The sequence below is a fragment of the Geodermatophilus sp. DSM 45219 genome (assembly GCF_900104025.1).
In the GTDB taxonomy this organism is placed as follows: Bacteria; Actinomycetota; Actinomycetes; order Mycobacteriales; family Geodermatophilaceae; genus Geodermatophilus.
The window spans coordinates 55,077-76,165 of the sequence record NZ_FNIQ01000010.1 but is presented as its reverse complement, the minus strand read 5'-3'; the positions used below and the strand labels follow the sequence as shown (position 1 = coordinate 76,165).

At 74.2% G+C, this 21,089-nt stretch carries 24 protein-coding genes and 1 tRNA gene; 17 read left to right on the top strand and 8 right to left on the bottom strand.

The features are described from left to right. The first annotated feature begins 41 nt into the window (after positions 1 to 41). Both ctaD and serB read left to right on the top strand, forming a co-directional pair. Positions 42 to 1,799 carry an aa3-type cytochrome oxidase subunit I gene (ctaD, locus tag BLR12_RS23645; protein ID WP_091383106.1) on the top strand — a complete coding sequence of 586 codons (1,758 nt, stop codon included), beginning with the start codon at positions 42 to 44 and terminating at the stop codon, positions 1,797 to 1,799. Between the two features lie 118 nt (positions 1,800 to 1,917). Further along, positions 1,918 to 3,180: a phosphoserine phosphatase SerB gene (gene serB, locus BLR12_RS23640; RefSeq protein WP_091383161.1), complete on the top strand. Its 1,263-nt coding sequence runs from the start codon at positions 1,918 to 1,920 to the stop codon at positions 3,178 to 3,180. Between the two features lie 90 nt (positions 3,181 to 3,270). Here the strand turns inward: serB and BLR12_RS23635 are convergent, their stop codons facing one another. Next, on the bottom strand, positions 3,271 to 3,843 hold the full coding sequence (locus BLR12_RS23635) for a nicotinamidase (RefSeq protein WP_176832660.1): 573 nt from the start codon (positions 3,841 to 3,843) through the stop codon (positions 3,271 to 3,273). Between the two features lie 11 nt (positions 3,844 to 3,854). Then, positions 3,855 to 5,138, bottom strand: coding sequence for a nicotinate phosphoribosyltransferase (locus BLR12_RS23630; RefSeq protein ID WP_091383104.1), 1,284 nt, complete (start codon positions 5,136 to 5,138; stop codon positions 3,855 to 3,857). A gap of 65 nt (positions 5,139 to 5,203) precedes the next feature. Here BLR12_RS23630 and clpS point away from each other — a divergent pair, with 65 nt between their 5' ends. Then, on the top strand, positions 5,204 to 5,500 hold the full coding sequence (gene clpS, locus BLR12_RS23625) for an ATP-dependent Clp protease adapter ClpS (protein WP_091383102.1): 297 nt from the start codon (positions 5,204 to 5,206) through the stop codon (positions 5,498 to 5,500). After that, positions 5,497 to 5,994 (top strand): DUF2017 family protein, encoded by a 498-nt coding sequence (locus BLR12_RS23620; RefSeq protein ID WP_091383100.1) that lies wholly within the window; start codon positions 5,497 to 5,499, stop codon positions 5,992 to 5,994. The genes clpS and BLR12_RS23620 overlap by 4 nt, the downstream gene beginning before the upstream one ends. Here BLR12_RS23620 and BLR12_RS23615 read toward each other — a convergent pair. Continuing rightward, a complete protein-coding gene (locus BLR12_RS23615; RefSeq protein ID WP_091383098.1) occupies positions 5,933 to 6,289 on the bottom strand; it encodes a hypothetical protein in 357 nt (118 codons plus the stop codon). The two genes, BLR12_RS23620 and BLR12_RS23615, sit on opposite strands and share 62 nt — an antisense overlap. Before the next feature lie 103 nt (positions 6,290 to 6,392). Here BLR12_RS23615 and BLR12_RS23610 point away from each other — a divergent pair, with 103 nt between their 5' ends. The 6 genes from BLR12_RS23610 (at position 6,393) to BLR12_RS23585 (ending at position 10,703) form a co-directional block, all read left to right on the top strand. Further along, a complete protein-coding gene (locus BLR12_RS23610) occupies positions 6,393 to 6,866 on the top strand; it encodes a M67 family metallopeptidase (protein ID WP_091383096.1) in 474 nt (157 codons plus the stop codon). A gap of 166 nt (positions 6,867 to 7,032) precedes the next feature. Then, a complete protein-coding gene (locus BLR12_RS23605; protein ID WP_091383095.1) occupies positions 7,033 to 7,308 on the top strand; it encodes a ubiquitin-like small modifier protein 1 in 276 nt (91 codons plus the stop codon). A 37-nt stretch (positions 7,309 to 7,345) separates the two neighbouring features. Beyond that, entirely contained in the window at positions 7,346 to 8,296 is a 951-nt protein-coding gene (locus tag BLR12_RS23600; RefSeq protein WP_091383093.1) for a PLP-dependent cysteine synthase family protein, read from the top strand. 105 nt (positions 8,297 to 8,401) lie between these two features. Next, entirely contained in the window at positions 8,402 to 9,142 is a 741-nt protein-coding gene (locus BLR12_RS23595) for an MBL fold metallo-hydrolase (RefSeq protein WP_091383091.1), read from the top strand. Between the two features lie 39 nt (positions 9,143 to 9,181). After that, positions 9,182 to 10,135, top strand: a complete 954-nt coding sequence (locus BLR12_RS23590) for a DNA polymerase domain-containing protein (protein ID WP_091383089.1) — start codon at positions 9,182 to 9,184, stop codon at positions 10,133 to 10,135. A gap of 82 nt (positions 10,136 to 10,217) precedes the next feature. Next, the gene (locus BLR12_RS23585; RefSeq protein ID WP_091383087.1) at positions 10,218 to 10,703 is read left to right on the top strand and encodes a DUF4262 domain-containing protein; all 486 of its coding nucleotides are present in this window, start codon (positions 10,218 to 10,220) and stop codon (positions 10,701 to 10,703) included. A 41-nt stretch (positions 10,704 to 10,744) separates the two neighbouring features. Here BLR12_RS23585 and bcp read toward each other — a convergent pair whose 3' ends face one another. Both bcp and BLR12_RS23575 read right to left on the bottom strand, forming a co-directional pair. Further along, a complete protein-coding gene (gene bcp / locus BLR12_RS23580) occupies positions 10,745 to 11,245 on the bottom strand; it encodes a thioredoxin-dependent thiol peroxidase (protein WP_091383086.1) in 501 nt (166 codons plus the stop codon). Between the two features lie 91 nt (positions 11,246 to 11,336). Further along, on the bottom strand, positions 11,337 to 11,741 hold the full coding sequence (locus BLR12_RS23575; protein WP_091383084.1) for a YjbQ family protein: 405 nt from the start codon (positions 11,739 to 11,741) through the stop codon (positions 11,337 to 11,339). 60 nt (positions 11,742 to 11,801) lie between these two features. Here BLR12_RS23575 and rph point away from each other — a divergent pair, with 60 nt between their 5' ends. From rph to BLR12_RS23560, 3 genes are all read left to right on the top strand, one after another. After that, entirely contained in the window at positions 11,802 to 12,554 is a 753-nt protein-coding gene (gene rph / locus BLR12_RS23570; RefSeq protein WP_091383082.1) for a ribonuclease PH, read from the top strand. Next, positions 12,551 to 13,165 (top strand): RdgB/HAM1 family non-canonical purine NTP pyrophosphatase, encoded by a 615-nt coding sequence (rdgB, locus tag BLR12_RS23565; protein ID WP_091383080.1) that lies wholly within the window; start codon positions 12,551 to 12,553, stop codon positions 13,163 to 13,165. The genes rph and rdgB overlap by 4 nt, the downstream gene beginning before the upstream one ends. Before the next feature lie 165 nt (positions 13,166 to 13,330). Beyond that, complete coding sequence (locus BLR12_RS23560) at positions 13,331 to 15,280, top strand: putative bifunctional diguanylate cyclase/phosphodiesterase (protein ID WP_143018843.1); 1,950 nt, start codon at positions 13,331 to 13,333, stop codon at positions 15,278 to 15,280. Between the two features lie 67 nt (positions 15,281 to 15,347). Here the strand turns inward: BLR12_RS23560 and BLR12_RS23555 are convergent, their stop codons facing one another. Together BLR12_RS23555 and BLR12_RS23550 are read right to left on the bottom strand one after the other, a co-directional pair. After that, positions 15,348 to 16,157, bottom strand: coding sequence for a hypothetical protein (locus BLR12_RS23555; RefSeq protein ID WP_091383075.1), 810 nt, complete (start codon positions 16,155 to 16,157; stop codon positions 15,348 to 15,350). A 178-nt stretch (positions 16,158 to 16,335) separates the two neighbouring features. Further along, positions 16,336 to 17,919, bottom strand: a complete 1,584-nt coding sequence (locus BLR12_RS23550; RefSeq protein ID WP_091383074.1) for an HNH endonuclease signature motif containing protein — start codon at positions 17,917 to 17,919, stop codon at positions 16,336 to 16,338. Between the two features lie 97 nt (positions 17,920 to 18,016). On the opposite strand from BLR12_RS23550, the gene BLR12_RS23545 reads away from it, so the two are divergent. Both BLR12_RS23545 and BLR12_RS23540 read left to right on the top strand, forming a co-directional pair. Further along, on the top strand, positions 18,017 to 18,946 hold the full coding sequence (locus tag BLR12_RS23545; RefSeq protein WP_091383072.1) for a DUF6910 family protein: 930 nt from the start codon (positions 18,017 to 18,019) through the stop codon (positions 18,944 to 18,946). Between the two features lie 300 nt (positions 18,947 to 19,246). Beyond that, entirely contained in the window at positions 19,247 to 19,975 is a 729-nt protein-coding gene (locus tag BLR12_RS23540; RefSeq protein WP_091383070.1) for a GAF and ANTAR domain-containing protein, read from the top strand. A gap of 214 nt (positions 19,976 to 20,189) precedes the next feature. On the opposite strand, the gene BLR12_RS23535 is transcribed toward BLR12_RS23540, so the two are convergent. Continuing rightward, positions 20,190 to 20,270 (bottom strand) — tRNA-Leu (locus BLR12_RS23535). 89 nt (positions 20,271 to 20,359) lie between these two features. Here BLR12_RS23535 and BLR12_RS23530 point away from each other — a divergent pair. Together BLR12_RS23530 and BLR12_RS23525 are read left to right on the top strand one after the other, a co-directional pair. Then, positions 20,360 to 20,590, top strand: a complete 231-nt coding sequence (locus BLR12_RS23530) for a DUF3618 domain-containing protein (protein ID WP_091383068.1) — start codon at positions 20,360 to 20,362, stop codon at positions 20,588 to 20,590. Position 20,591: 1 nt separating this feature from the next. Continuing rightward, entirely contained in the window at positions 20,592 to 21,089 is a 498-nt protein-coding gene (locus BLR12_RS23525) for a DUF427 domain-containing protein (RefSeq protein WP_091383066.1), read from the top strand.

Here is a 21,089-nt window from a genome sequence, read left to right as displayed (position 1 = left end):
TCGGCAGGAAGTGCGTCGGAGGAACCGTCTAAGCTGCGCCCGTGACGATCGCACCGGCGCCGATCGTGAGCCGGCCGAGCCCGGTTCACGAGGCGGAGAAGGGCTCGCGGCTCTCCAACCTGCTGCGGACCACCGACCACAAGACCATCGGCCTGATGTACCTGGTGACCTCGTTCGCCTGGTTCGTCATCGGCGGCCTGATGGCGATGCTGATGCGCGGGGAGCTGGCCCAGCCGGGCCTGCAGTTCCTGTCGCCGGAGCAGTACAACCAGCTGGTCACCATGCACGGCACGGTGATGCTGCTGTTCTTCGCGACGCCGCTGTTCTTCGCGTTCTCGAACCTGATCATGCCGCTGCAGATCGGTGCGCCGGACGTCGCCTTCCCGCGGCTGAACTCCTTCTCCTACTGGCTGTTCCTCTTCGGGTCCACGCTGGCGGTGTCGGGCTTCTTCACCCCGGGCGGTGCCGCCGACTTCGGCTGGTACGCCTACACGCCGCTGTCGAACGGGGTGCACAGCCCCGGCGCCGGCGCGGACCTGTGGATCGCCGGCCTCGCGGTCTCCGGCCTGGGCACGATCCTCGGCGCGGTCAACTTCATCACCACGATCGCCTGCCTGCGGGCGCCGGGCATGACGCTGTTCCGGATGCCGATCTTCACCTGGAACACGCTGGTCACCAGCCTGCTGGTGCTCTTCGCCTTCCCGATCCTCACCGCCGCGCTGTTCGCCCTGCTGGCGGACCGGCAGCTGGGTTCCCTCGTGTTCTCCGAGGAGAACGGCGGGCCGATGCTGTGGCAGCACCTGTTCTGGTTCTTCGGGCACCCCGAGGTCTACATCATCGCGCTGCCGTTCTTCGGCATCATCACCGAGGTCATCCCGGTCTTCAGCCGCAAGCCGCTGTTCGGCTACAAGGGCATGGTCTTCGCGACCGTCGCCATCGGCGCTCTGTCGTTGACCGTGTGGGCGCACCACATGTACGCGACCGGCGCGGTGCTGCTGCCGTTCTTCGCGTTCCTGACCTACCTGATCGCCGTGCCGACCGGCATCAAGTTCTTCAACTGGATCGGCACCATGTGGCGGGGGCAGCTGACCTTCGAGACGCCGATGCTGTTCGCCGTCGGCTTCATGGTCACCTTCCTCCTCGGAGGCCTGACCGGCGTCCTGCTGGCCAGCCCGCCGCTGGACTGGCACGTCAACGACAGCTACTTCGTCGTGGCGCACTTCCACTACGTGGTCTTCGGGACCGTCGTGTTCGCCGCCTACGCCGGGGTGTACTTCTGGTTCCCCAAGATGTGCGGCCGGATGATGGACGAGCGCCTGGGCAAGCTGCACTTCTGGCTGACGTTCATCGGCTTCCACGGCACGTTCCTGGTCCAGCACTGGCTGGGCGGTGAGGGGATGCCGCGTCGCTACGCGAACTACCTCGAGAGCGACGGCTTCACCACGCTGAACACCGTGTCGACGATCTTCTCGTTCATCCTCGGCGCCTCGACGATCCCGTTCTTCTACAACGTGTTCAAGTCCTGGCGGTACGGCCGGCTCGCGCTGCGGGACGACCCCTGGGGCCACGGGAACTCCCTGGAGTGGGCGACGTCGTCCCCGCCGCCGCGGCACAACTTCACCGAGATCCCGAAGATCCGTTCCGAGCGGCCGGCGTTCGAGGCGCACTACCCGCACCTCATCGAGCGTCTGCAGCGCGAGGCGCACGCGGGCAAGCGGCACGAGCCCTACGGCGGCGTGAGCGAGCTGGGTGGCACCGCCGGTCGCCGGCAGGGCCCGAACGACCCCGACCCCACCTGAGGAGCGACCCCGCAGGGGGATGCTCTCCCGCGACGCCCCGTCGGCCCCGGCCGACGGGGCGCCGTCGCGTGCTGGCCCGGTGAGCCGGATGGGGACGGCGGTGCGGCACGATGGCGCCGTGCCGCTGGACCCCGCCCCCCGCACGACGCCGACCGCGCCCGCCGGCCCGCCCCGGGCGCTGATCACCGTCTCCGGGGCCGACCGGCCGGGGGTGACCGCGCGGCTGTTCTCCGCTCTGGCGGCACCCACCGCGGCGCACCCGCCGGTCGAGGTGGTCGACGTCGAGCAGGTCGTCGTCCACGGTCAGCTGGTGCTCGGCGTCGTCGTCGGCGCGCTGCCCGCGGAGGGGCCGGTGACCGACGAGGAGCAGTTCCTCGCCGCGCTCGGTCGGCTGGCGGCGGACGTCGCCGCGGCGACCGGCATGCGGGTCGAGGTCGAGTCGGCGGCCGACGCGGGACTGGACGCCGCTCCCGAGGGGCGCCCGCACCACGTCATCCTGCTGGGCCGACCGGTCCCGCCCGACGCCGTCGCCGGCGCGGCGTCGGCCGTCGCCGGGCTCGGCGGCAACATCGAGGCGATCCGGCGGCTGTCGGACTACCCGGTCACCAGCTTCGAGCTCACCGTCTCCGGCGCGGAAGCCACCGAGCTGCGCACGGCGCTGGCGTCGGTCGCCTCGAGGACCGGTGCCGACATCGCCGTCGAGCAGGTCGGCCTGGCCCGCCGGAGCAAGCGGCTCATCGTGCTGGACGTCGACTCCACCCTGGTGCGGGGCGAGGTGATCGACGAGCTCGCCGCCCGCGCCGGCCGCGCCGCCGAGGTCGCCCGCATCACCGCCGCAGCGATGAACGGGGAGCTCGACTTCGCCCAGTCCCTCCGGGCCCGCGTCGCCGCGCTCGAGGGGCTGCCCGTCGAGGTGCTCGACGAGGTCCGCGAGGCGCTGGTGCTGACCCCGGGCGCGCGCACGCTCATCCGCACCCTCAAGCGGCTCGGCTTCCGCTGCGGGATCGTCAGCGGTGGCTTCACCCAGATCACCGACCCGCTCGCCGAGCAGCTCGGGCTCGACTTCGCCGCCGCCAACACCCTCGAGGTCGCCGACGGCCGGCTCACCGGCGGCCTGGTCGGTGAGATCGTCGACCGTCCCGGCAAGGCCCGCGCGCTCGCCCGCTTCGCCGACGAGTACGGCATCCCGCTGGACCAGACCGTGGCCGTGGGCGACGGCGCCAACGACCTCGACATGCTGGGCGTCGCCGGGCTGGGCATCGCCTTCAACGCCAAGCCCTACGTCAGGGAACAGGCGCACACCGCGCTCAACCAGCCCTACCTGGACGCCGTGCTCCAGGTGCTCGGCTTCACCCGCGACGAGGTCCTCGACGCCGTGTGACCTGAGCTGACCGTCGTCCCCCGACTGCCGGGAAGTCGGGGTCTGCAGGCCAGATCGGAGCCCGACTTCCCCGCACTCGGTGCCCGCGGGTCAGGCCCGGTGGACCTCCCCCTGCAGCTGGACGCCGGCGGTGCGCAGCTGGTCGAGGGCGGCCTCGGTGGTCGCCTCGCTGACCCCGGCGGTGAGCGGCAGCAGCACCCGGGTCGCGAACCCCTCGCCGACGGCGTCCAGCGCGGTGGCCCGCACGCAGTGGTCGGTCGCGATGCCGACGACGTCCACGGCGTCCACCCCGTGCTCGCGCAGCCAGTCGGCCAGCGGCACGCCGTCCGCGCGCCCCTCGAAGCCGGAGTAGGCCGCGGCGTGCTCGCCCTTGTCGAACACCGCCTCGATCGGCTCCCGCTCCAGCCGGGGGTGCAGCTCGACGCCGTCGGTGCCGACCACGCAGTGCGGCGGCCAGGTCTCCAGGTAGTCCGGCTGCTCGGCGAAGTGGCCGCCGGGGTCGACGTGGTGGTCGCGGGTGGCCACCACGTGGGCGTAGTCGGCGGCGTGCGCGCGGACGTGGGCGCTGATCGCACCGGCGACGTCCGCCCCGCCGGCGACGGCCAGGCTGCCGCCCTCGCAGAAGTCGTTCTGCACGTCCACGACCACCAGGGCGCGGGTCATCGGTCTCCTCCTCAGGCCGTCAGGGTCTCGATCGCGCAGTCCCCGCGGGAGAGCGCGAACGCCTCGGTGGGCATCGCCCCGCGGACCCGCTCGTGGTGGGCGCGCGCGGTCGCCAGCGCCTCGCGCGGTGCGGTGACGACGCAGGGCTCGCCGCCGCGGACGAGCTCGACGACGAGCGACCGGTCGCCGTCCCGGGGCAGGACCGCCTCGCTGGTCACCACCTCGGCGGTCGCCGTCCCGGCGGCGTCGTGCCGGCGGACGGCGGACTTCCGGCCGCCCACGGACGGCTTGCCCAGGGACCGCTTGGCCACCGGGACGCCGTCGCGCTCCACCAGCTTGTAGACCATGCCCATGGTCGGTGCGCCGGAGCCGGTGACCAGAGCCGTCCCGACGCCGTAGCCGTCGACGGGGGCGGCCATCAGCCCGGCGATCGCGAACTCGTCGAGGTCGCTGGTGACGATGATCCGGGTCCGCGTGGCGCCGAGGGAGTCCAGCAGTTCGCGGGCGTGCGTGGCCAGCGTGGGCAGGTCGCCGGAGTCCAGCCGGATCGCGCCGAGCTCGGGGCCGGCGACCTCGACCGCCGTCCGGATGCCCTGGTCGACGTCGTAGGTGTCGACCAGCAGCGTGGTCCCCACGCCCAGGGCGGCGACCTGGGCGCGGAAGGCGGCGGCCTCGTCGTCGTGCAGCAAGGTGAAGGCGTGCGCGCTGGTGCCGGTCGTCGGCACCCCGTAGCGGCGGCCGGCCTCGAGGTTGGAGGTGGCGGCGAAGCCGACCAGGTGCGCGGCGCGGGCGGCGGCGACCGCAGCCTCCTCGTGCGTGCGCCGCGACCCCATCTCGATGCACGGTCGTTCGCAGGCGGCCGACACCATCCGGGCCGCGGCGGAGGCGATCGCGCTGTCGTGGTTGAGCACCGAGAGCACCAGCGTCTCCAGCAGCACCGCCTCGGCGAACGGCGCGCGGACGGTGAGCACGGGGGAGCCGGGGAAGAAGAGCTCGCCCTCGGCGTACCCGTCGACGTCCCCGCTGAAGTGGAACCCGGCCAGCCAGTCCAGCAGCCGGGGGTCGGTGAGCCCCTGCTCGCGCAGCGCGGCGAGGTCCTCGTCGGTGAACCGGAACGACGGCAGCGCCTCCAGCAGCCGGCCGGTGCCGGCGACCACGCCGTAGCGGCGGCCGTGGGGGAGCCGCCGGGCGAAGACCTCGAACACGCAGTCGCGGTCGGCGGTGCCGTCGGCCAGGGCTGCGGCGACCATGGTGAGCTCGTACCGGTCGGTGAGCAGGGCGGGACCCGTCGGCATGGCCCCGGAGCCTAGGCGGGGCCGGGGAGGGCCACCCCCCCGAGCGGGTCTCCTACAGTGGAGCCGTGGCCGGACCACTCGCGCCGACACGGACGCCGGAGGAGACCGTCGAGGAGCACGGCGACCTCGACCGGCCCTGGGTCACCATCGTCTGGAACGACCCGGTGAACCTCATGACCTACGTGACCTACGTGCTGCAGGAGCTCTTCGGCTACGACGAGCCGACGGCGACCACGCTGATGCTGCAGGTGCACGAGGAGGGCAAGGCGATCGTGAGCTCGGGTCCGCGGGAGAAGATGGAGCACGACACCAGCCGGCTGCACGCCTACGGGCTGTGGGCCAGCTACCAGCGCGACGCATGAGACCGTTCCGCCGCAGGGGGGACGAGCTGGTGGCCCGGCTGGAACCGGCCGAGGCCCGCATCGTCGCGCTGCTCCTCGACCAGCTCGAGCAGCTGCTGTCCGCCGAGGTCGACGACGTCACCGGCGACCCGGTGATCGCCCGGCTGCTGCCCGCCGGCCACCGCAGCGACCCGGAGATCGCCGCCGACTACCGGGAGATGACCGAGTCCACCCTGCGCTCGGGCAAGGCCGACGACCTGGCCACGGTCCGCGCGGGCCTGCCGCCGGACGGTGGGACGGTCCGGCTGGACCCCGAGGAGGCGGCCGCGTGGCTGCGCACCAGCAACGACCTGCGGCTGGCGCTGGGCACCCGGCTGGACATCCGGGAGGACACCGAGCCGCCCGAGGACCTCGGCAGCGAGGAGGGGCAGCAGCTGGCCGTCTACTACTGGCTCACCGGCCTGCAGGGGTCGCTCGTCGACGCACTCGCCACGGGTCGCGCCGGCCGAAGGTGAGCAGCACCAGCGCCGCGCACAGCAGGTCGAGGACGAAGAACACCGAGACCAGGCCGGGCATGTCCAGGTCCCGCACGACCGCGCCGACCGCGCTGACCAGCACGACGAGGGAGAGCAGGGTCAGCAGCAGCAGGGCCAGCAGCCGCACGGTGACCAGCAGGACCAGCGAGACCCGGTCGGCGGTCACGTCGCTGCTGTAGTGGCCGGTACGGCGGGTCAGCCCGCGCACCCCGAGCACCAGCGCGGGCACGGCCAGCGCCAGCACACCGGCGACCATGACCAGCTCGAGGACCACGACCGGGCACCGTAGCGGAGCAAGGACCCCCTGCCCCCACCGCTCGCAGGCTCGCGGCGGGCCCCTGCAGGGGGCCGTGGCAGGGGCCTCCTAGACTGGGCGCGTGCTGCGCATCGACCGCGCGACCTACGACGCCATCGTGGCCCACGCCCGGGAGGACCACCCGGACGAGGCCTGTGGCGTCGTCGCCGGCCCGGAGGGCAGCGACCGCCCGGAGCGCTTCATCCCGATGCTCAACGCCGCGCGGTCGCCCACGTTCTACGAGTTCGACTCCGGTGACCTGCTGAAGCTCTACCGGGAGATGGACGACCGGGACGAGGAGCCGGTGGTGGTGTACCACTCGCACACCGCGACCGAGGCCTACCCCTCCCGGACCGACATCAGCTACGCGTCGGAGCCCAACGCGCACTACGTGCTGGTCTCCACCCGGCTCCACGGGGAGCAGACCGGGCTGGCCGGCGACGAGGTCGAGTTCCGCAGCTTCCGCATCCTCGACGGTGTCGTCACCGAGGAGGACGTCGAGGTCGTCGACTCCTACCTGTTCGGCCACACGCCGACCACCGTCGTCTACGACTGAAGAAGTAGGAGGACCCCGTCCTCCCCACCCCTCGCACGCTCGGGGCGGGGCCCTGGACGGGGCCGCCGGAATGGCCGGCGGCGGGCGGGCGTTGCCCGACCAGACGCACGTCCGCTGCGCGGCAGCGCGCCAGCAGCCCCCGACACCCGAGGAGAACGCACCCGCCATGGCCATCGAGGTCCGGATCCCGACCATCCTGCGCACCCACACCGGCGGCAACAAGACCGTCGAGGGCAGCGGGGACACCCTGGCCGCGCTCGTCGACGACCTCGACGCCAAGCACCCGGGCCTGAAGAACCGCCTCGTCACCGAGGAGGGCAAGCTGCACCGCTTCGTCAACGTCTACGTCAACGACGAGGACGTGCGCTTCACCGGTGCGCTCGACACCCAGGTCAAGGACGGCGACTCGGTGACGATCCTCCCGGCGGTCGCCGGCGGCTGACCGCCGTCCCGGCCCTCCCCGACACGGAAGAACCCTGATGGCCCGCTTCGCCTCCCTCGTCGACTCCCTCGGCAACACCCCGCTGGTGGGGCTGCCGAGCCTGTCGCCGACCCCCGACGTCCGGCTGTGGGCCAAGCTGGAGGACCACAACCCCACCGGGTCGATCAAGGACCGGGCCGCCATCTCGATGATCGAGGCGGCGGAGAAGGAGGGGCGGCTCAAGGTGGGCGACACCATCCTGGAGCCGACCAGCGGCAACACCGGGATCTCGCTGGCGATGGTCGCCCGGCAGCGCGGCTACCGGCTGATCTGCGTGATGCCGGAGAACACCTCGATCGAGCGGCGGCAGCTGCTGGAGATGTACGGCGCGCAGATCATCAGCTCCCCGGCGGCCGGCGGCTCCAACCAGGCCGTCGCCGTCGCCAAGGGGCTGGCCGCCGAGCACGACGACTGGGTGATGCTCTACCAGTACGGCAACCCGGCCAACGCCGAGGCGCACTACACCGGCACCGGCCCGGAGATCCTGGCCGACCTGCCCTCGATCACCCACTTCGTCGCCGGGCTGGGGACGACGGGCACGCTGATGGGCGTCTCCCGCTTCCTGCGGGAGAAGAAGCCCGAGGTCCGGGTCATCGCCGCCGAGCCGCGCTACGGCGAGCTCGTCTACGGGTTGCGCAACATCGACGAGGGCTTCGTGCCCGAGCTGTACGACCCCACGCTGCTGGACTCCCGGTTCAGCGTCGGCCCGCAGGACGCCGTCCGCCGCACGCGGCAGCTGGTCGAGCAGGAGGGCATCTTCGCCGGCATCTCGACCGGCGCGATCCTGCACGCGGCGCTGGGCATCGCGGACAAGGAGGTCGCCGCCGGCCGCCGGGCCGACATCGTCTTCATCGTCTGCGACGGCGGCTGGAAGTACCTGTCGACCGGTGCCTACGCCGGGACGCTGGAGGAGGCGACCTCTGCGCTGGAGGGCCAGCTCTGGGCGTGATGGAGGACCTCGCTGCCCCCCACGCCTCGCAGGCTCGGCGCGGGCACCTGCACCGCGGCCGTTAGCCTGACCGGCGCCAGGAGGAAGCGAGCGGGGGAGCAGCGCGTGAGGCTGACGGTGGTCGGCTGTTCCGGCAGCGGCCCGGGACCGGCGTCCCCCGCGTCGTGCTACCTGGTGGAGCACGACGGCTTCCGGGTGCTGCTCGACCTGGGCAACGGCGCCTTCGGGACGCTGCAGTCCCTCGCCGACCCGGCGAGCGTCGACGCGCTGTACCTGTCGCACCTGCACGCCGACCACTGCCTCGACGTCGCCCCGTTCGTCGTGTGGCACCGCTACTCGGGGCGCTCCCGCGGTCGGCCGGTGCCGCTCTACGCCCCGCCGGGCGCCCACCGGCGACTGGCGTCGGCCTACTACGGGGACAGCGCCCCCCTGGAGGACGTCTTCGACTTCACCGTCCTCACCGGGGCACCGTTCGAGCTCGGGCCCTTCGCGGTGCGGACGGCGCGGACCGCGCACCCGGTCGAGTGCCACGCGGTACGGCTGACCGCGGGCGGCCGGTCGCTGGTCTACACCGGCGACACCGGGGCCAGCGCCGCCGTCGTCGAGCTGGCCCGCGGCGCCGACGTCCTGCTGGCCGAGGCCGCGCACCCCGACGTCCCCGGCCTGCCGCCGGACCTGCACCTGACCGGCCGAGAGGCCGGCGAGCACGCTGCCGAGGCCGGCGTCGGCCGGCTGCTGCTCACCCACGTCCCGGCCTGGATCGACGCCGCCGCGCAGCAGGCGGACGCGCGGGCCGTCTTCGCGGCGGCCGAGCTCGTCGCCCCGCTCGCCACCTACGACGTCTGAGCGGTTGCCCGGCCGGGCGCGGCCGGGCACGGTGGGCCGGTGGTCGACGACGAACGGGACGGCGTCCGGCTGACCAGCCTCGACGCCCCGCTGGGCGACGGGCTCGAGGTCACCAAGGGCGAGCTGGTCGACCACCTGGACGCGTTCGCCGACCGGCTGGTGCCGCAGCTGGCCGGCCGTCCGCTCTCCGTGAAGCGGGTGCGGCCCGGCCAGGAGCCGTTCATGCAGCGCAACGTGGCCAAGGGTGCGCCGGAGTGGGTGCGCACCGTCCCGGTGTGGTCCTACGGCGCGCACCGCGAGGTGCACCAGGTGCTGTGCGACGACCGGCGCACGCTGCTGTGGCTGGCCAACCAGCGGGCGGTGGAGTTCCACGTGCCCTTCTCCCGCGCCGGTGAGGAGCAGCCGACCGGGATCGTGCTCGACCTCGACCCGCCGGAGGGGGCGGAGTTCGGCGTGGTCGTGCAGGCGGCGGAGCTGGTGCGGCGCGCGCTGGCCGACGCCGGGCTCGCCGGGGCGGTGAAGACGAGCGGGTCCAAGGGCGTGCACGTCGTCGTCCCGGTGCGGGGCGCGGACTTCGAGGACGCCGCCGCCGCGACGCGCGCGCTGGCCGCCCGCGCCGCCGCCCTGGACCCGGACCTGGCCACGACCGCCTACATCCGGGAGGACCGGCACGGGCGGGTGTTCCTCGACTCCACCCGCTCGGGCTCCTCGACGATCGTGGCCGCGTACAGCCCGCGGATCCGTCCCGAGCTGCCGGTGTCGGCGCCGGTGTCGTGGGCGGACCTGCCGTCGGTGCGCCCCGGGGACGTCACCGTGCGGACTGCGCCGGAGCGGCTGGGGGACGGCGACCCGTGGACGGCGCTGCTGCCCGGGCCGCAGGAGCTGCCGGCGGACCTGGTCGCCGAGGGCCACACCATCCCCGTCGCCCGGGTGCAGGCGATGCACGAGGGCCGCCGGCGCGCCCGCGCCCGCCGCGCGGAGGCGGGGGAGTGACGATCCGCGGCTGTCTCCACAGGCACGGCGCCGTCCACAGGCTGCCGGCCCGCCGTCGTCCCACCCGGGCACGCTCCCGGCCATGTCGCTCGACCCGCAGACCACCGCCTGGCTCGACCAGGAGGACGCCCACCTCGCCCGGGTGATCCGCCGGCACCGCTGGGCGGTGCAGTACGTCGGCTGCGAGGACGACGAGGAGCCCCCGTTCGGCTACACCATCGGGCTGTTCGGGCTCGGCCACCCGGAGCTGGTCGTCGTGGGCCTGGGGGTGGACACCGCGCACGCGCTGCTGCAGCGGGTGGCCGAGGACGTCGCGGCCGGGCGGGACCTGGTGCCCGGCGAGCTCGTCCGCTGGGACGGCGGCCGCCCCGGGCAGCTCTTCGTCGAGCCCTCACCCAACCCCGGTGAGGTTCTGCTCGGCGCCAACCGCTTCTACCGGCGGCCGCCGGAGCACTCCGTACCGGCGTTCCAGCTGACCTGGACGCACGAGGACGGCGCCTTCCCCTGGGAACCGGGCTGGTCCTGCGGTCCGGGGTGCCAGCCGCGGCCGGGCACCTGGCGGGCGTGACCGGTCACGTACTGGAACTGCCGTCCTGCAGGGGTCCTCTTTCAGTCCAGGCCGAGGTCGCGGCGCAGCTTCGCGACGTGCCCGGTGGCCTTGACGTTGTAGCCGGCCTTCTCGATGCGGCCCTCGGCGTCGACGACGAAGGTCGACCGGATGACGCCGACGACCTCCTTGCCGTACAGCTTCTTGGTCCCGTACGCGCCGTAGGCGGCGAGCACCCGCTTCTCGGGGTCGGAGAGCAGGGTGATCCGCAGGCCCTCCTTCTCGCGGAACCGCAGCAGCTTCTCCGGCGGGTCGGGGGAGATGCCGATGATGTCCAGCCCCGCCTCGGCCAGGTCGCCGGCGGAGGAGGTGAAGTCGACGGCCTGCGTCGTGCACCCGGGGGTCATCGCCGCGGGGTAGCAGTAGACGATCACCCGGCGGCCGCGGTACGCGCTGAGCGACACCGGGTTGCCGTCGGCGTCGGGCAGCGTGAACTCCGGCGCGAGATCGCCCGGGGACAGGCGGACGGGGGCCGTGTCGAGGCCGCTGTCGGTGTCGGTCATGACCGGCATCCTGCCGTGCGCGACCCGTCCACTTCCACGTGCGGTCCCCCCGGCGGGTCAGCCGGCGGGCGCGGTCGGCGCGCCGGGCGGTTCACCCCGCCAGGAACGACAGCCGGACCTGCCGCTCCGGGTTGTCGGTGTTGGTGTCGACCAGGCAGACCCGCTGCCAGGTGCCCAGCTGCAGGCGGCCCTCGACCACCGGGATGCTGGCGTGCGGTGGCACGAACGCCGGCAGCACGTGGTCGCGGCCGTGGCCCGGGCTGCCGTGCCGGTGCCGCCAGCGCTCGTCCCGGGGGAGCAGCACGTCGAGCTGGGCCAGCAGGTCCTCGTCGCTGCCCGCGCCGGTCTCGATGACCGCCACGCCCGCCGTCGCGTGCGGCACGAAGACGTGCAGCAGGCCGTCGGCCTCGCCTCGCACGAACTCGGCGCACTCGTCGGTCAGGTCGACCACCGTGGGCGCGCCGCCGGTCCGGATCTCTCGCAGCTCCGATCGCACGGCGGGGTCCTGCCCAGGCGGACCGGACGGCACTCGGAGCGCGCACTACTGTCGGCGCACGTGACCGCAGCAGCCGCGAGCCCGCGCCCCGACGGCCGGGCGGCCGACCAGCTCCGTCCCGTGACGATCACCCGCAACTGGCTGGACCACGCCGAGGGCTCGGTGCTGGTCGAGTTCGGCCGCACCCGGGTGCTGTGCGCGGCCAGCGTCACCGAGGGGGTCCCGCGGTGGCGCAAGGGCTCGGGCCTGGGTTGGGTCACCGCGGAGTACGCGATGCTGCCGCGCGCCACGCACACCCGCGGTGACCGCGAGTCGGTCAAGGGCCGCATCGGCGGGCGCACGCACGAGATCAGCCGGCTCATCGGCCGCTCGCTGCGCGCGTCGATCGACCTCGCGGCGCTGGGGGAGAACAGCGTGGCCATCGACTGCGACGTGCTGCAGGCCGACGGCGGCACCCGGACCGCGGCGATCACCGGCGCCTACGTGGCCCTGGCCGACGCCGTCTCCTGGCTGGGGGAGCGGAAGAAGCTGGTCCGGCCCGGCGCGGTGCTGCAGTCGGTGGCCGCGGTCAGCGTGGGCGTGGTCGACGGACAGCCGCGGCTGGACCTGGCTTACGAGGAGGACGTGCGCGCCGGCACCGACATGAACGTCGTCTGCACCGGCGACGGCAGCTTCGTCGAGGTGCAGGGCACCGCCGAGAACGGCGTCTTCGACCGCGGCACGCTCGACGCGCTGCTCGACCTCGCCGTCGGCGGCTGCGCCGAGCTGACCCGGATCCAGGCCGAGGCGCTGCAGCGGGCCGGCGCCCGATGAGCGACCGGCGGCTGCTGCTGGCCACCCGCAACCCCGGCAAGCTGGCCGAGCTGCAGCGGCTGCTGCGCAGCGCCGTCCCCGGGGTCGCCGTGGTCGGCCTCCGCGACGTGCCGGAGTACCCGGAGGCACCGGAGACCGGGGCGACGTTCGCCGAGAACGCGCTGCTCAAGGCGCGTGAGGCGGTCCGCCACACCGGGCTGCCCGCGGTCGCCGACGACTCCGGACTGACCGTCGACGCGCTCAACGGGATGCCCGGCGTCCTGTCCGCGCGGTGGTCGGGCCGGCACGGGGACGACGCGGCGAACACGGCCCTGCTGCTCGGCCAGCTGGCCGACGTGCCCGACGAGCGGCGTGGTGGCGCGTTCGTCTGCGCGGCCGCGGTCGTGACGCCCGACGGCGCCGAGCGGGTGATCGAGCGGTCCTGGCGGGGACAGGTGGTCCGCGAGGCGCGGGGCGGCAACGGCTTCGGCTACGACCCGGTGTTCCTGCCCGACGGGCTGGACCGCACGGCGGCCGAGCTCACCGCCGAGGAGAAGGACGCCCGCAGCCACCGCGGGCAGGCCTTCGCCGCGCTCGTCCCGCTGGTCGCGGAGCTCGTCGGCCGGTCCTGACCGCCCTCCCTCACCCCTTGGAGGGGCAGGCGCGGCTCCGGGCTGCACCGACGTGCCCGGGCACCCGATCCCCCTGCTGTCACCCGCGTCGTGCGGGTGCGGCCACGACGAGGGACGATGCAGCGCAGCCGTTGGCTCCTCACGCCCGGCTCACCACGTGAGCCGGTGACCCGCGTGCGGCGGGGCGCCCCCGTCCGGCTGTCCACGCACGCCGCGAGCGCCGGTCTGGTCGCGGTCCTGCTCGTGCTCACGGCCTTCTCGGTGACCGCCGCGGTGACGAACGCACGGGCCTCGGCGGAGGCCCAGCAGAGCGCCGCGGTGTCGAAGTGGTCGGAGCAGGTGGAGCGTTCGCTGCTGCTCCAGGAGACCCTCGTCGACCAGCTGACGGTCGAACCGGAGAACTGGTCGCGCACCGCGTTCGACGCGGCCGGCGCGGCCACCCGCGACGCGATCGAGGAGATGGGCACCGTCGCGGGGGCCGGTCACACCGACCGGACCGGCGAGTGGCTGCGGCTGCACGCCCGGTACGAGTTCGCCGTCGACCAGCTGGTGGTCGCCACCGGGCAGAGCCCCCGGACCGCCGAGCGGTTCGAGGAGGTGTACGTCGATCCCCACTACGACGCGCTCGCGACGTTGGTCCGGGGCGAGGCCACCCAGCACTGGGAGCGGGTCGGCGAGGCGCTGGCCTTCGTGGAGGAGGTCCAGCGGGTCCTGCTCGTGGCGACGCCGGTGGCCTTCGGGGCCGGACTCGCCCTCGTCGCCTGGTTCACCTCGGTGCTCAGCCGCAGCCGCCGCGAGACCGTGGCACAGGCCGAGCGCAACCGGCAGCAGGCCCTGCACGACGCGCTGACCGGCCTGCCCAACCGCACGCTGCTGCACCAGCAGGGCGAGGCGGCACTGGCGGACGCCGGCACCGGGACGGTGGCCCTGATGCTCATCGACCTGGACCGGTTCAAGGAGATCAACGACACCCTGGGTCACGCCTACGGCGACGTCGTCCTGCAGGCGGTGTCCGACCGCCTGCGCGCCACGGTCCGCGGCAGCGACACGGTGGCCCGGCTCGGCGGCGACGAGTTCGCCGTCCTGCTGCCGCACGTGGTCGACGAGGAATCCGCCCAGCAGCTGGCGGTCCGGGCGCTGGCCGCCATGGAGGCGCCCATCGCGGTCGAGGGCATCTCCCTGGACGTCGACGCGAGCATCGGCATCGCGCTGTCGGGCAGGCACGGGGACGACCTCGAGTCGCTCCTGCAGAACGCCGACATCGCCATGTACTCGGCCAAGGACCGGGGGCTGGGCGTGTGCGTCTACAACCCCTCGCTCAACGACCACAGCCCCGAGCGGCTGGGTCTGCTCGGCCAGCTGCGCCGGGCGATCGACAACCGTGAGCTGGTCCTCCACTTCCAGCCGAAAATCACACTGCCCGGCGCGCGCGTGTGCGGTGTGGAGGCGCTGGTGCGCTGGCAACACCCGGAGCGCGGCCTGATCCCGCCGGGGGAGTTCATCCCGCTCGCCGAGCGCACGCCGCTCATCGAGCCGCTGACCCGTTACGTCATCGACGCGGCGCTGGAGCAGTGCGCCCGGTGGCGGGACGCCGGCCGGCTGCTCGGTGTGGCGGTCAACGTCTCGGCCCGCAACCTGCACGACGAGCACTTCGTCGCCGAGGTGGCCGAACTGCTCGCGCACTGGCGGCTGCCCGCGTCCTGCCTGGAGCTGGAGGTCACCGAGAGCGCGATCACGGCCGACCCGGACCGGGCCCGGCGGATCCTCGGCGAGCTCGCCGAGCGCGGCGTGACGCTGTCGATCGACGACTTCGGCGCCGGCTACACCTCGCTGGCCCAGCTCAAGGACCTGCCGGTGCACCGGGTGAAGATCGACCGCTCCCTGGTCGCGTCGATGGCGGCGGACCCGAGCGACGCGCTGATCGTGCGGTCGGTGCTCGAGCTGGGGCACAACCTCGGGCTGACGACCGTGGCGGAGGGCGTCGAGGACGAGGCCACCTGCCAGCGCCTCGGTGAGATGGGCTGCGACGTGGCGCAGGGCCACCACATCGGCCGGCCGATGGCGGCCGAGCAGCTGGAGGCCTGGTTCGACGCGAGGGTCGCCGTCCGGATCTGAGCCGGCACGTGCCACGACGCCCGCGGCCCCGGTTCTCACCGGGGCCGCGGGCGTCGTCGTGGTGGGGTCAGCCGGTCGGTTCGGCCGCGGGCGCCGGCTCGTCCTCCACCGCCTCCTCGGACGACTCGTCCGGGGCCTCGGTGGGCTCGCTCCCGGTCGTGGGCTCGGCCTCGGAGGTCCGCGTCGGCGTCGCCGAGCCGGTCTCCTCGGCGTCCTCGTCCTCCGACGTCGACCCGTCCTCGGGCGCCGGGGCGTCGGTCGCGGTGGCCGGCGCGGTGGTGGTGGGGGACGTCGGGGTCGAGGGGTCACCCTCGTCCTGCTCCTCGGTGGACGACGAGGTGTTGGTGATCGCGCCGATGGTCGTCGTCCGGGCGGTCTCGGTGTCGCCGACGAGTGCCGACACCGGCCGCTGCCCGATCAGCTCGATGCCGGTCACGATCCCCATGGCGAGGACGAAGACGGCGGCGGCGTAGACGGCCACCCTGGTCCACCGCGGCCGGGCCTTCCGCGCCGGCGCGCGGCGCGGGTCGAGGTGGGCCGGCAGGACCTGGGTCACCGGGGTCGCGGCCGGGGCCTCCTGGACCCGGGTCTCCTCGACCCTGGCCTGCTTCCCGGTCAGCTGGCTGCGAGCCTGGCGCAATCGCTCGTTGGTCTTCTGCAGGGAGTTGCTGTAGAGGGCAGCGCTGACGGTGCTGATCACGCTGGCCAGCGCGGCGCCGATGAGCGTGCCGGCGAGGCCGAAGAAGGAGGCCACCACCGCGGAGGACACCGCGGCCAGGGCACCGGCCGCCACCTGGGTGGCGCTCAGCTGGGCGCCCTGCGGCTTCTCCTCGGGCTGTTCGGGTCGATCGGTCGTCTCGGGGCGTGGCGAGGTCATGAGCTCCGGCGGGGTCGATGACGTGCAGGGGAAGGGGCGGCCCGGCCGGGGCAGCGGTGCGCGGCAGGCCTGCTCTCCCAGGCTACGGGTCCTGTCGCGGGCGTCCGGCCCTGCTCACGCTCAGCAAGCCGCTGAACAGCGACGACGCGGTGCTGTGATTCTCCTCGCGTCGCGAGCCCTAGAAGGGTGGTGGGTCGTCGGTGGGGTCGGGTGGCTGGTCGGGTGGGCGGGTGAGCACGCGGGGGCCGGTGAGGTGCAGGCCGGGTGGCCGGCTGGTGCGGGTGACCCCGCTCGGGGTGGTGACGGTGAGGAGCCCGTCGGGGGTGATGGTGTGGGTCCAGCCGGGGGCGAAGGTCTTGAGCCGGTGGTGGCGGCGGCACAGGCAGCACAGGTTGGCGCAGTCGGTCGCGCCGCCCTGGGCGTGGGGGATGACGTGGTCGGCGTCGGCCCACACCGCTTTGTTGGTGCAGCCGGGGTGGCGGCAGGTGCGGTCCCGGGTGCGGAGGAACCGCTGCTGGGCGGGGGTGGGGGGGTAGGCGCCGGTCGGCGGTGGCCGGCCGATGACCGGGCAGCCGCAGCCGGCTTCGGGGTGGGTGGGGCAGCCGCGGCGGGCGGCGGCGCGCAGCTCGCGCAGGGTGGCCACCGCGGTCAGCGCGCCGCGGTCGTCGGTGAACGAGAACTGCAGCGTCCCGCCGGGCGGGGCCTGCAGGCCGATCGCGTCGAGCTGGGCGAGCAGGTCGCGGACGTGGGCGGCGGTGATCGGCACCCCGGCCACCGCCCCGGTGGGCTGCGCGACCGCGCCGGGCCGCGCAAGGGCCGGGAGCACGGGCGAGCCGGCGGCCAGGAACCGGTCGGGCGTGAGGGCGCCGAGGGGCACCTGCACCTCCAGGTGCGCGGCCACCGGGTCCGGTGCGGCCCAGGGGCGCAGGATCAGGTCGGCCAGCACGCCGGAGCGCAGCATCCCGATCGGGCGGGCGTCACCGGCGGTCTTGGCCCGCCGCGCGAGGTCGTCGATCACCGTCTGGCAGGCGGCGGCGAGCTCGTCGGTCATCCCGGCGACCAGCTCGCTGACCCCGTCGGCGGCCGGGCGGCGGCGCACGTCGACCGCGCGTTGGGCGCGCGCCCGGGCCCGGTCGACCGCGGCGGCGTCGCGGGCGGCCAGCTCGGCGCGCAGCCGGTCCCGCAGCCGGCGCACCGACAGCGACATCGCCTCGGGCAGCACCGCGGCCTCGACTGCGGCGAGCACCTGCGGGTGGGTGCCGCGCACCTTGTCGCCGAGTTCCTCGGCGATGGTGCGGGCGCGGGACCAGTCCAGCCGGCCCTGCGCGAGCGCGGCCAGCGTGGCGCGCAGCGTGCCGGTGAGGGTGGAGGCGTGCTCGGCCAGCACGCTGGCCGCCGTCCGGGAGCAGTTGAGTACCAGCGCCAGCTCGTCGGCGAAGAACTCACTCACCCCGGCGGGCGCACCGGGGCCGGGCACCGAGCCGTCCCCCGCGCCGGCGGCCGCACCCCGCTGGCCGGGTTGGCGGTCGAGGGTGTCGGGGCGGTCGGCGGCGAACGCGGCGACCAACTCGACCTCGTAGGCGGCCAGCTCGGCCTTGACCCGCTGCACCCGCTCCAGCTCCGCGGCCTTCTCCGCCGCCGTGCGGGCGTACACCGGCAGCACCTCGGCCAGCACCGGCGACCCGACCACCGGCGGACCGACGGCAGCCGGCGCCAGGTCGGCCACCGTCAGCCCGACCCCGAACCCCCCGCCGAAGAACATGCCCCCAACCTAGGCCGGGGGTACGACAGTTTCCGGCCGCTGACCAGCGAAGACGAGTCCGGTCGCGGGTCGCCGCGCGTGCAGGCAGAGTTGGTCCGTGCGGATCTCGCTGGGCGACGTGCGTCCGCTCCGGTTCGACGACGGGACCCCGGTCACCGCGGCCTCGGCGATCGCGCCCCTGGGCGAGGGCTGGCTCGTCGCGCAGGACGACGCGACGTCCGCCGCCTGGCTCCGGGACGGCTCGGTGACCCCCGTGCGCGTCTTGCCCCCGGTCGAGGGTCTGGACCGGTTCAGCGAGGCGGCCGGGACCAAGCGCCTCAAGCCCGACCTCGAGGTGGCCTGCCCGGCCGAGGTGGACGGCGAGCCGGCCGTCCTGCTGCTCGGCTCGGGGTCGACGGACCGGCGTACGCGTGGCGTGCTGGTGCGGCTGGTCGACGGCCACCCCGTCGTCCAGGCCGGCGAGCTGGCCCCGCTGTACGGGCTCGTGGCCGAGCGGCTCGGCGTCCCGGAGGGCCAGCTCAACCTCGAGGGCGCCAGCCGGCACGGCGGCACCGTGCGGTGGTTCAACCGCGGCAACCTGGCCGCCGGCGTCCGCCCGGGCAGCGTCGACGTCCCCCTGGCCGGGCTGGTCGACGCCGTCCTCGGCCGCGGGGGCCGCGGGTCCGCCGGGGCGGTGCCGGTCGAGCAGCCGCGGGTCTACGACCTCGGTGAGGTGGCGGGCGTGGGGCTCGCGGTCACCGACGCGATCGCGCTGCCCGACGGCCGGCTGCTGGTGAGCGCCGCCGCGGAGGACACGCCCAACGCCGTGGACGACGGTCCCGTGGTGGCCGCCGCGCTGGTGCTCCTCGACGGCGACACGGTGCTCGACGTCGCCGCCGTCCCCGAGGTCGATGCGCACGTGCCCAAGGTGGAGGGGCTGGCGCTGCGCGCGGCGCGGGACGGCGAGGTGCACCTGCTGGCCGTGGTGGACGACGACGACCCCACGCGCCCATCGACCGCCCTGGAGCTGCGCGTCGGGCTCGGCTGACCCGGCCGGGGCACCCGACCGGGTCACAGAGGGAGGACGGTCCCGAAGCCGCCGGCCCGACCGTGGCGGCCCTCGTCCCCCGGGCCAGGTCGGTGGATCCGCCTGGGCCGGGGCCCGCGCTGCCTAGGGGCCGGAACAGGGAGCAGTCCGGCCGCACGAGGCGTAGGGTCCGACCGAGACGCGCAGAAGCCGCGTCCACGCCGCGCCGGTGAGACGGCGCGGGCAGCGCGGAGGCCCCAGCGTGAGGCCACGCCGCCGAGGTGGGAGCCCCGGTTCGACTACCGACCGGAGTGTGCGCCCATGTCGAGTGACGACCAGTCGTCCGCTGGTGGAGCTGGAGAGGCGCTGGAGCGCCTGGGCCGCCTGACGCTGCGCGAGATGTCGATGCAGTCGTTGCTGCAGGCGGTGGCCGACACGGCCAAGTCGGTGATGCCCGGGAACCCGGAGGCGTCCATCTTGATCATGACCTCGCGACGATCGGTCACCGTCGTCTCGACCGGGCAGCTCGCGACAGACCTCGACGAGGTCCAGTACGGCCAAGGGCAGGGGCCGTGCCTGCACGCGGCCGCGAGCGGCGAGCTGACCGAGATCCTGGACACCAGGATCGAGGACCGGTGGGCGGACTACGCGCGTCGAGCCGCCGGGAGAGGCAACCTCAGTTCGCTGTCGGTGCCGCTGGTCATCGACGACGGCACCACCGGGGCGCTCAACATCTACGCCCGCGAGGCGCGCGCCTTCGACGACGAGAGCCGCTCCACCGCGACGGGCTTCGCGCCGTACGCCGCCGTGGCGATCGGCAACATGCAGGAGTACGAGGGCGCCCAGAAGATGGTCGGGAACCTGCAGGCCGCCCTGGACTCCCGCGCCGTGATCGACCAGGCCAAGGGCATCCTCATGGAGCGCCACAAGATCACTGCTGACCAGGCGTTCCAGCTGCTGGCGCACGCGTCCATGACCACGAACACCAAGGTCCGCGACGTCGCCGACCACCTGGTCCACACCGGCGAGCTCCGAGCGCCGAAGCGCTGACCCGCACTGACGTGGTGACCGGCGCCCGATGAGCAGCCGCGGTGATCTCCCGGGGGATCGCTGCGGCCAGGCCCCGCTGCTCGAAACCGAGGGCAGCGGGGCCGCCCCCTTCCCGCGGGGCGAGCGCCCTCGTCGGCCCGAAGCGTTGGACCGCAGCGGTGTGCACGGCGCCCCGGCGAGCCGTTCGGGCTCGCCACCGGGGGAGACCCACGTGTGCGGGAGGCGGGAGTCGAACCCGCACGCCCGGAGGCACCAGATCCTAAGTCTGGCGTGGCTGCCGTTACACCACTCCCGCGTGGTCCCAGCGTATGGGGACGCCCCCGTGCGGGTGGCTCCCGGTCGACTGGCGCGCCGCCCTGGGCGCCGTCTGGCAGGCTGTCGCCCGTGCCTCGCGACCCTCGACAGATCCAGCTGGAGATCGACGCCGCCCGTGAGTCCCTCGCGGCGACCCTGGACCAGCTGGTCTACCGGAGCAGCCCACAGCGACTGAAGTCGAAGGGCCAGGCCGCCGTCCAGCAGTTCCTGCAGACGCCGGCGGGCATGGCCGCGGTCGGCGCGGTCGGCCTGCTGATGACCCTCGTGCTGGTCCAGAAGGTCCGGCACCGCAACGACTGACGTGGCACACCCCCGCCCCGACCCCGTCGGTCCCGGCCAGGAGTCGGTCTGGGACTACCCCCGGCCGCCCTCGGCGGAGGTGACGGGGCGGCGGGTCGTCGTCGAGCTCGGCGGCCGGGTGGTCGCCAGCACCGGCCGGGCGGTCCGCGTCTGCGAGACCAGCCACCCGCCGGTCTACTACGTCCCGCGCGAGGACGTCGCCGACGGCGTCCTGGAGCGCGCGTCGGGCAGCTCGTGGTGCGAGTGGAAGGGTGCGGCGACCTACTGGGACGCCGTCGTGGACGGTCAGCGGTTCCCGGCCGTGGGCTGGTCGTACGAGGCCCCCGTCGACCGCTACGCCCACCTGCGCGGCGCCGTCGCCTTCTACCCGAGCCGGGTCGACCGCGCGCTCGTCGACGGCGAGGTCGTCCGGGCCCAGGCCGGCGGCTTCTACGGCGGCTGGATCACCGACGAGGTCGTCGGTCCGTTCAAGGGCGAGCCGGGCACGCTCGGCTGGTGA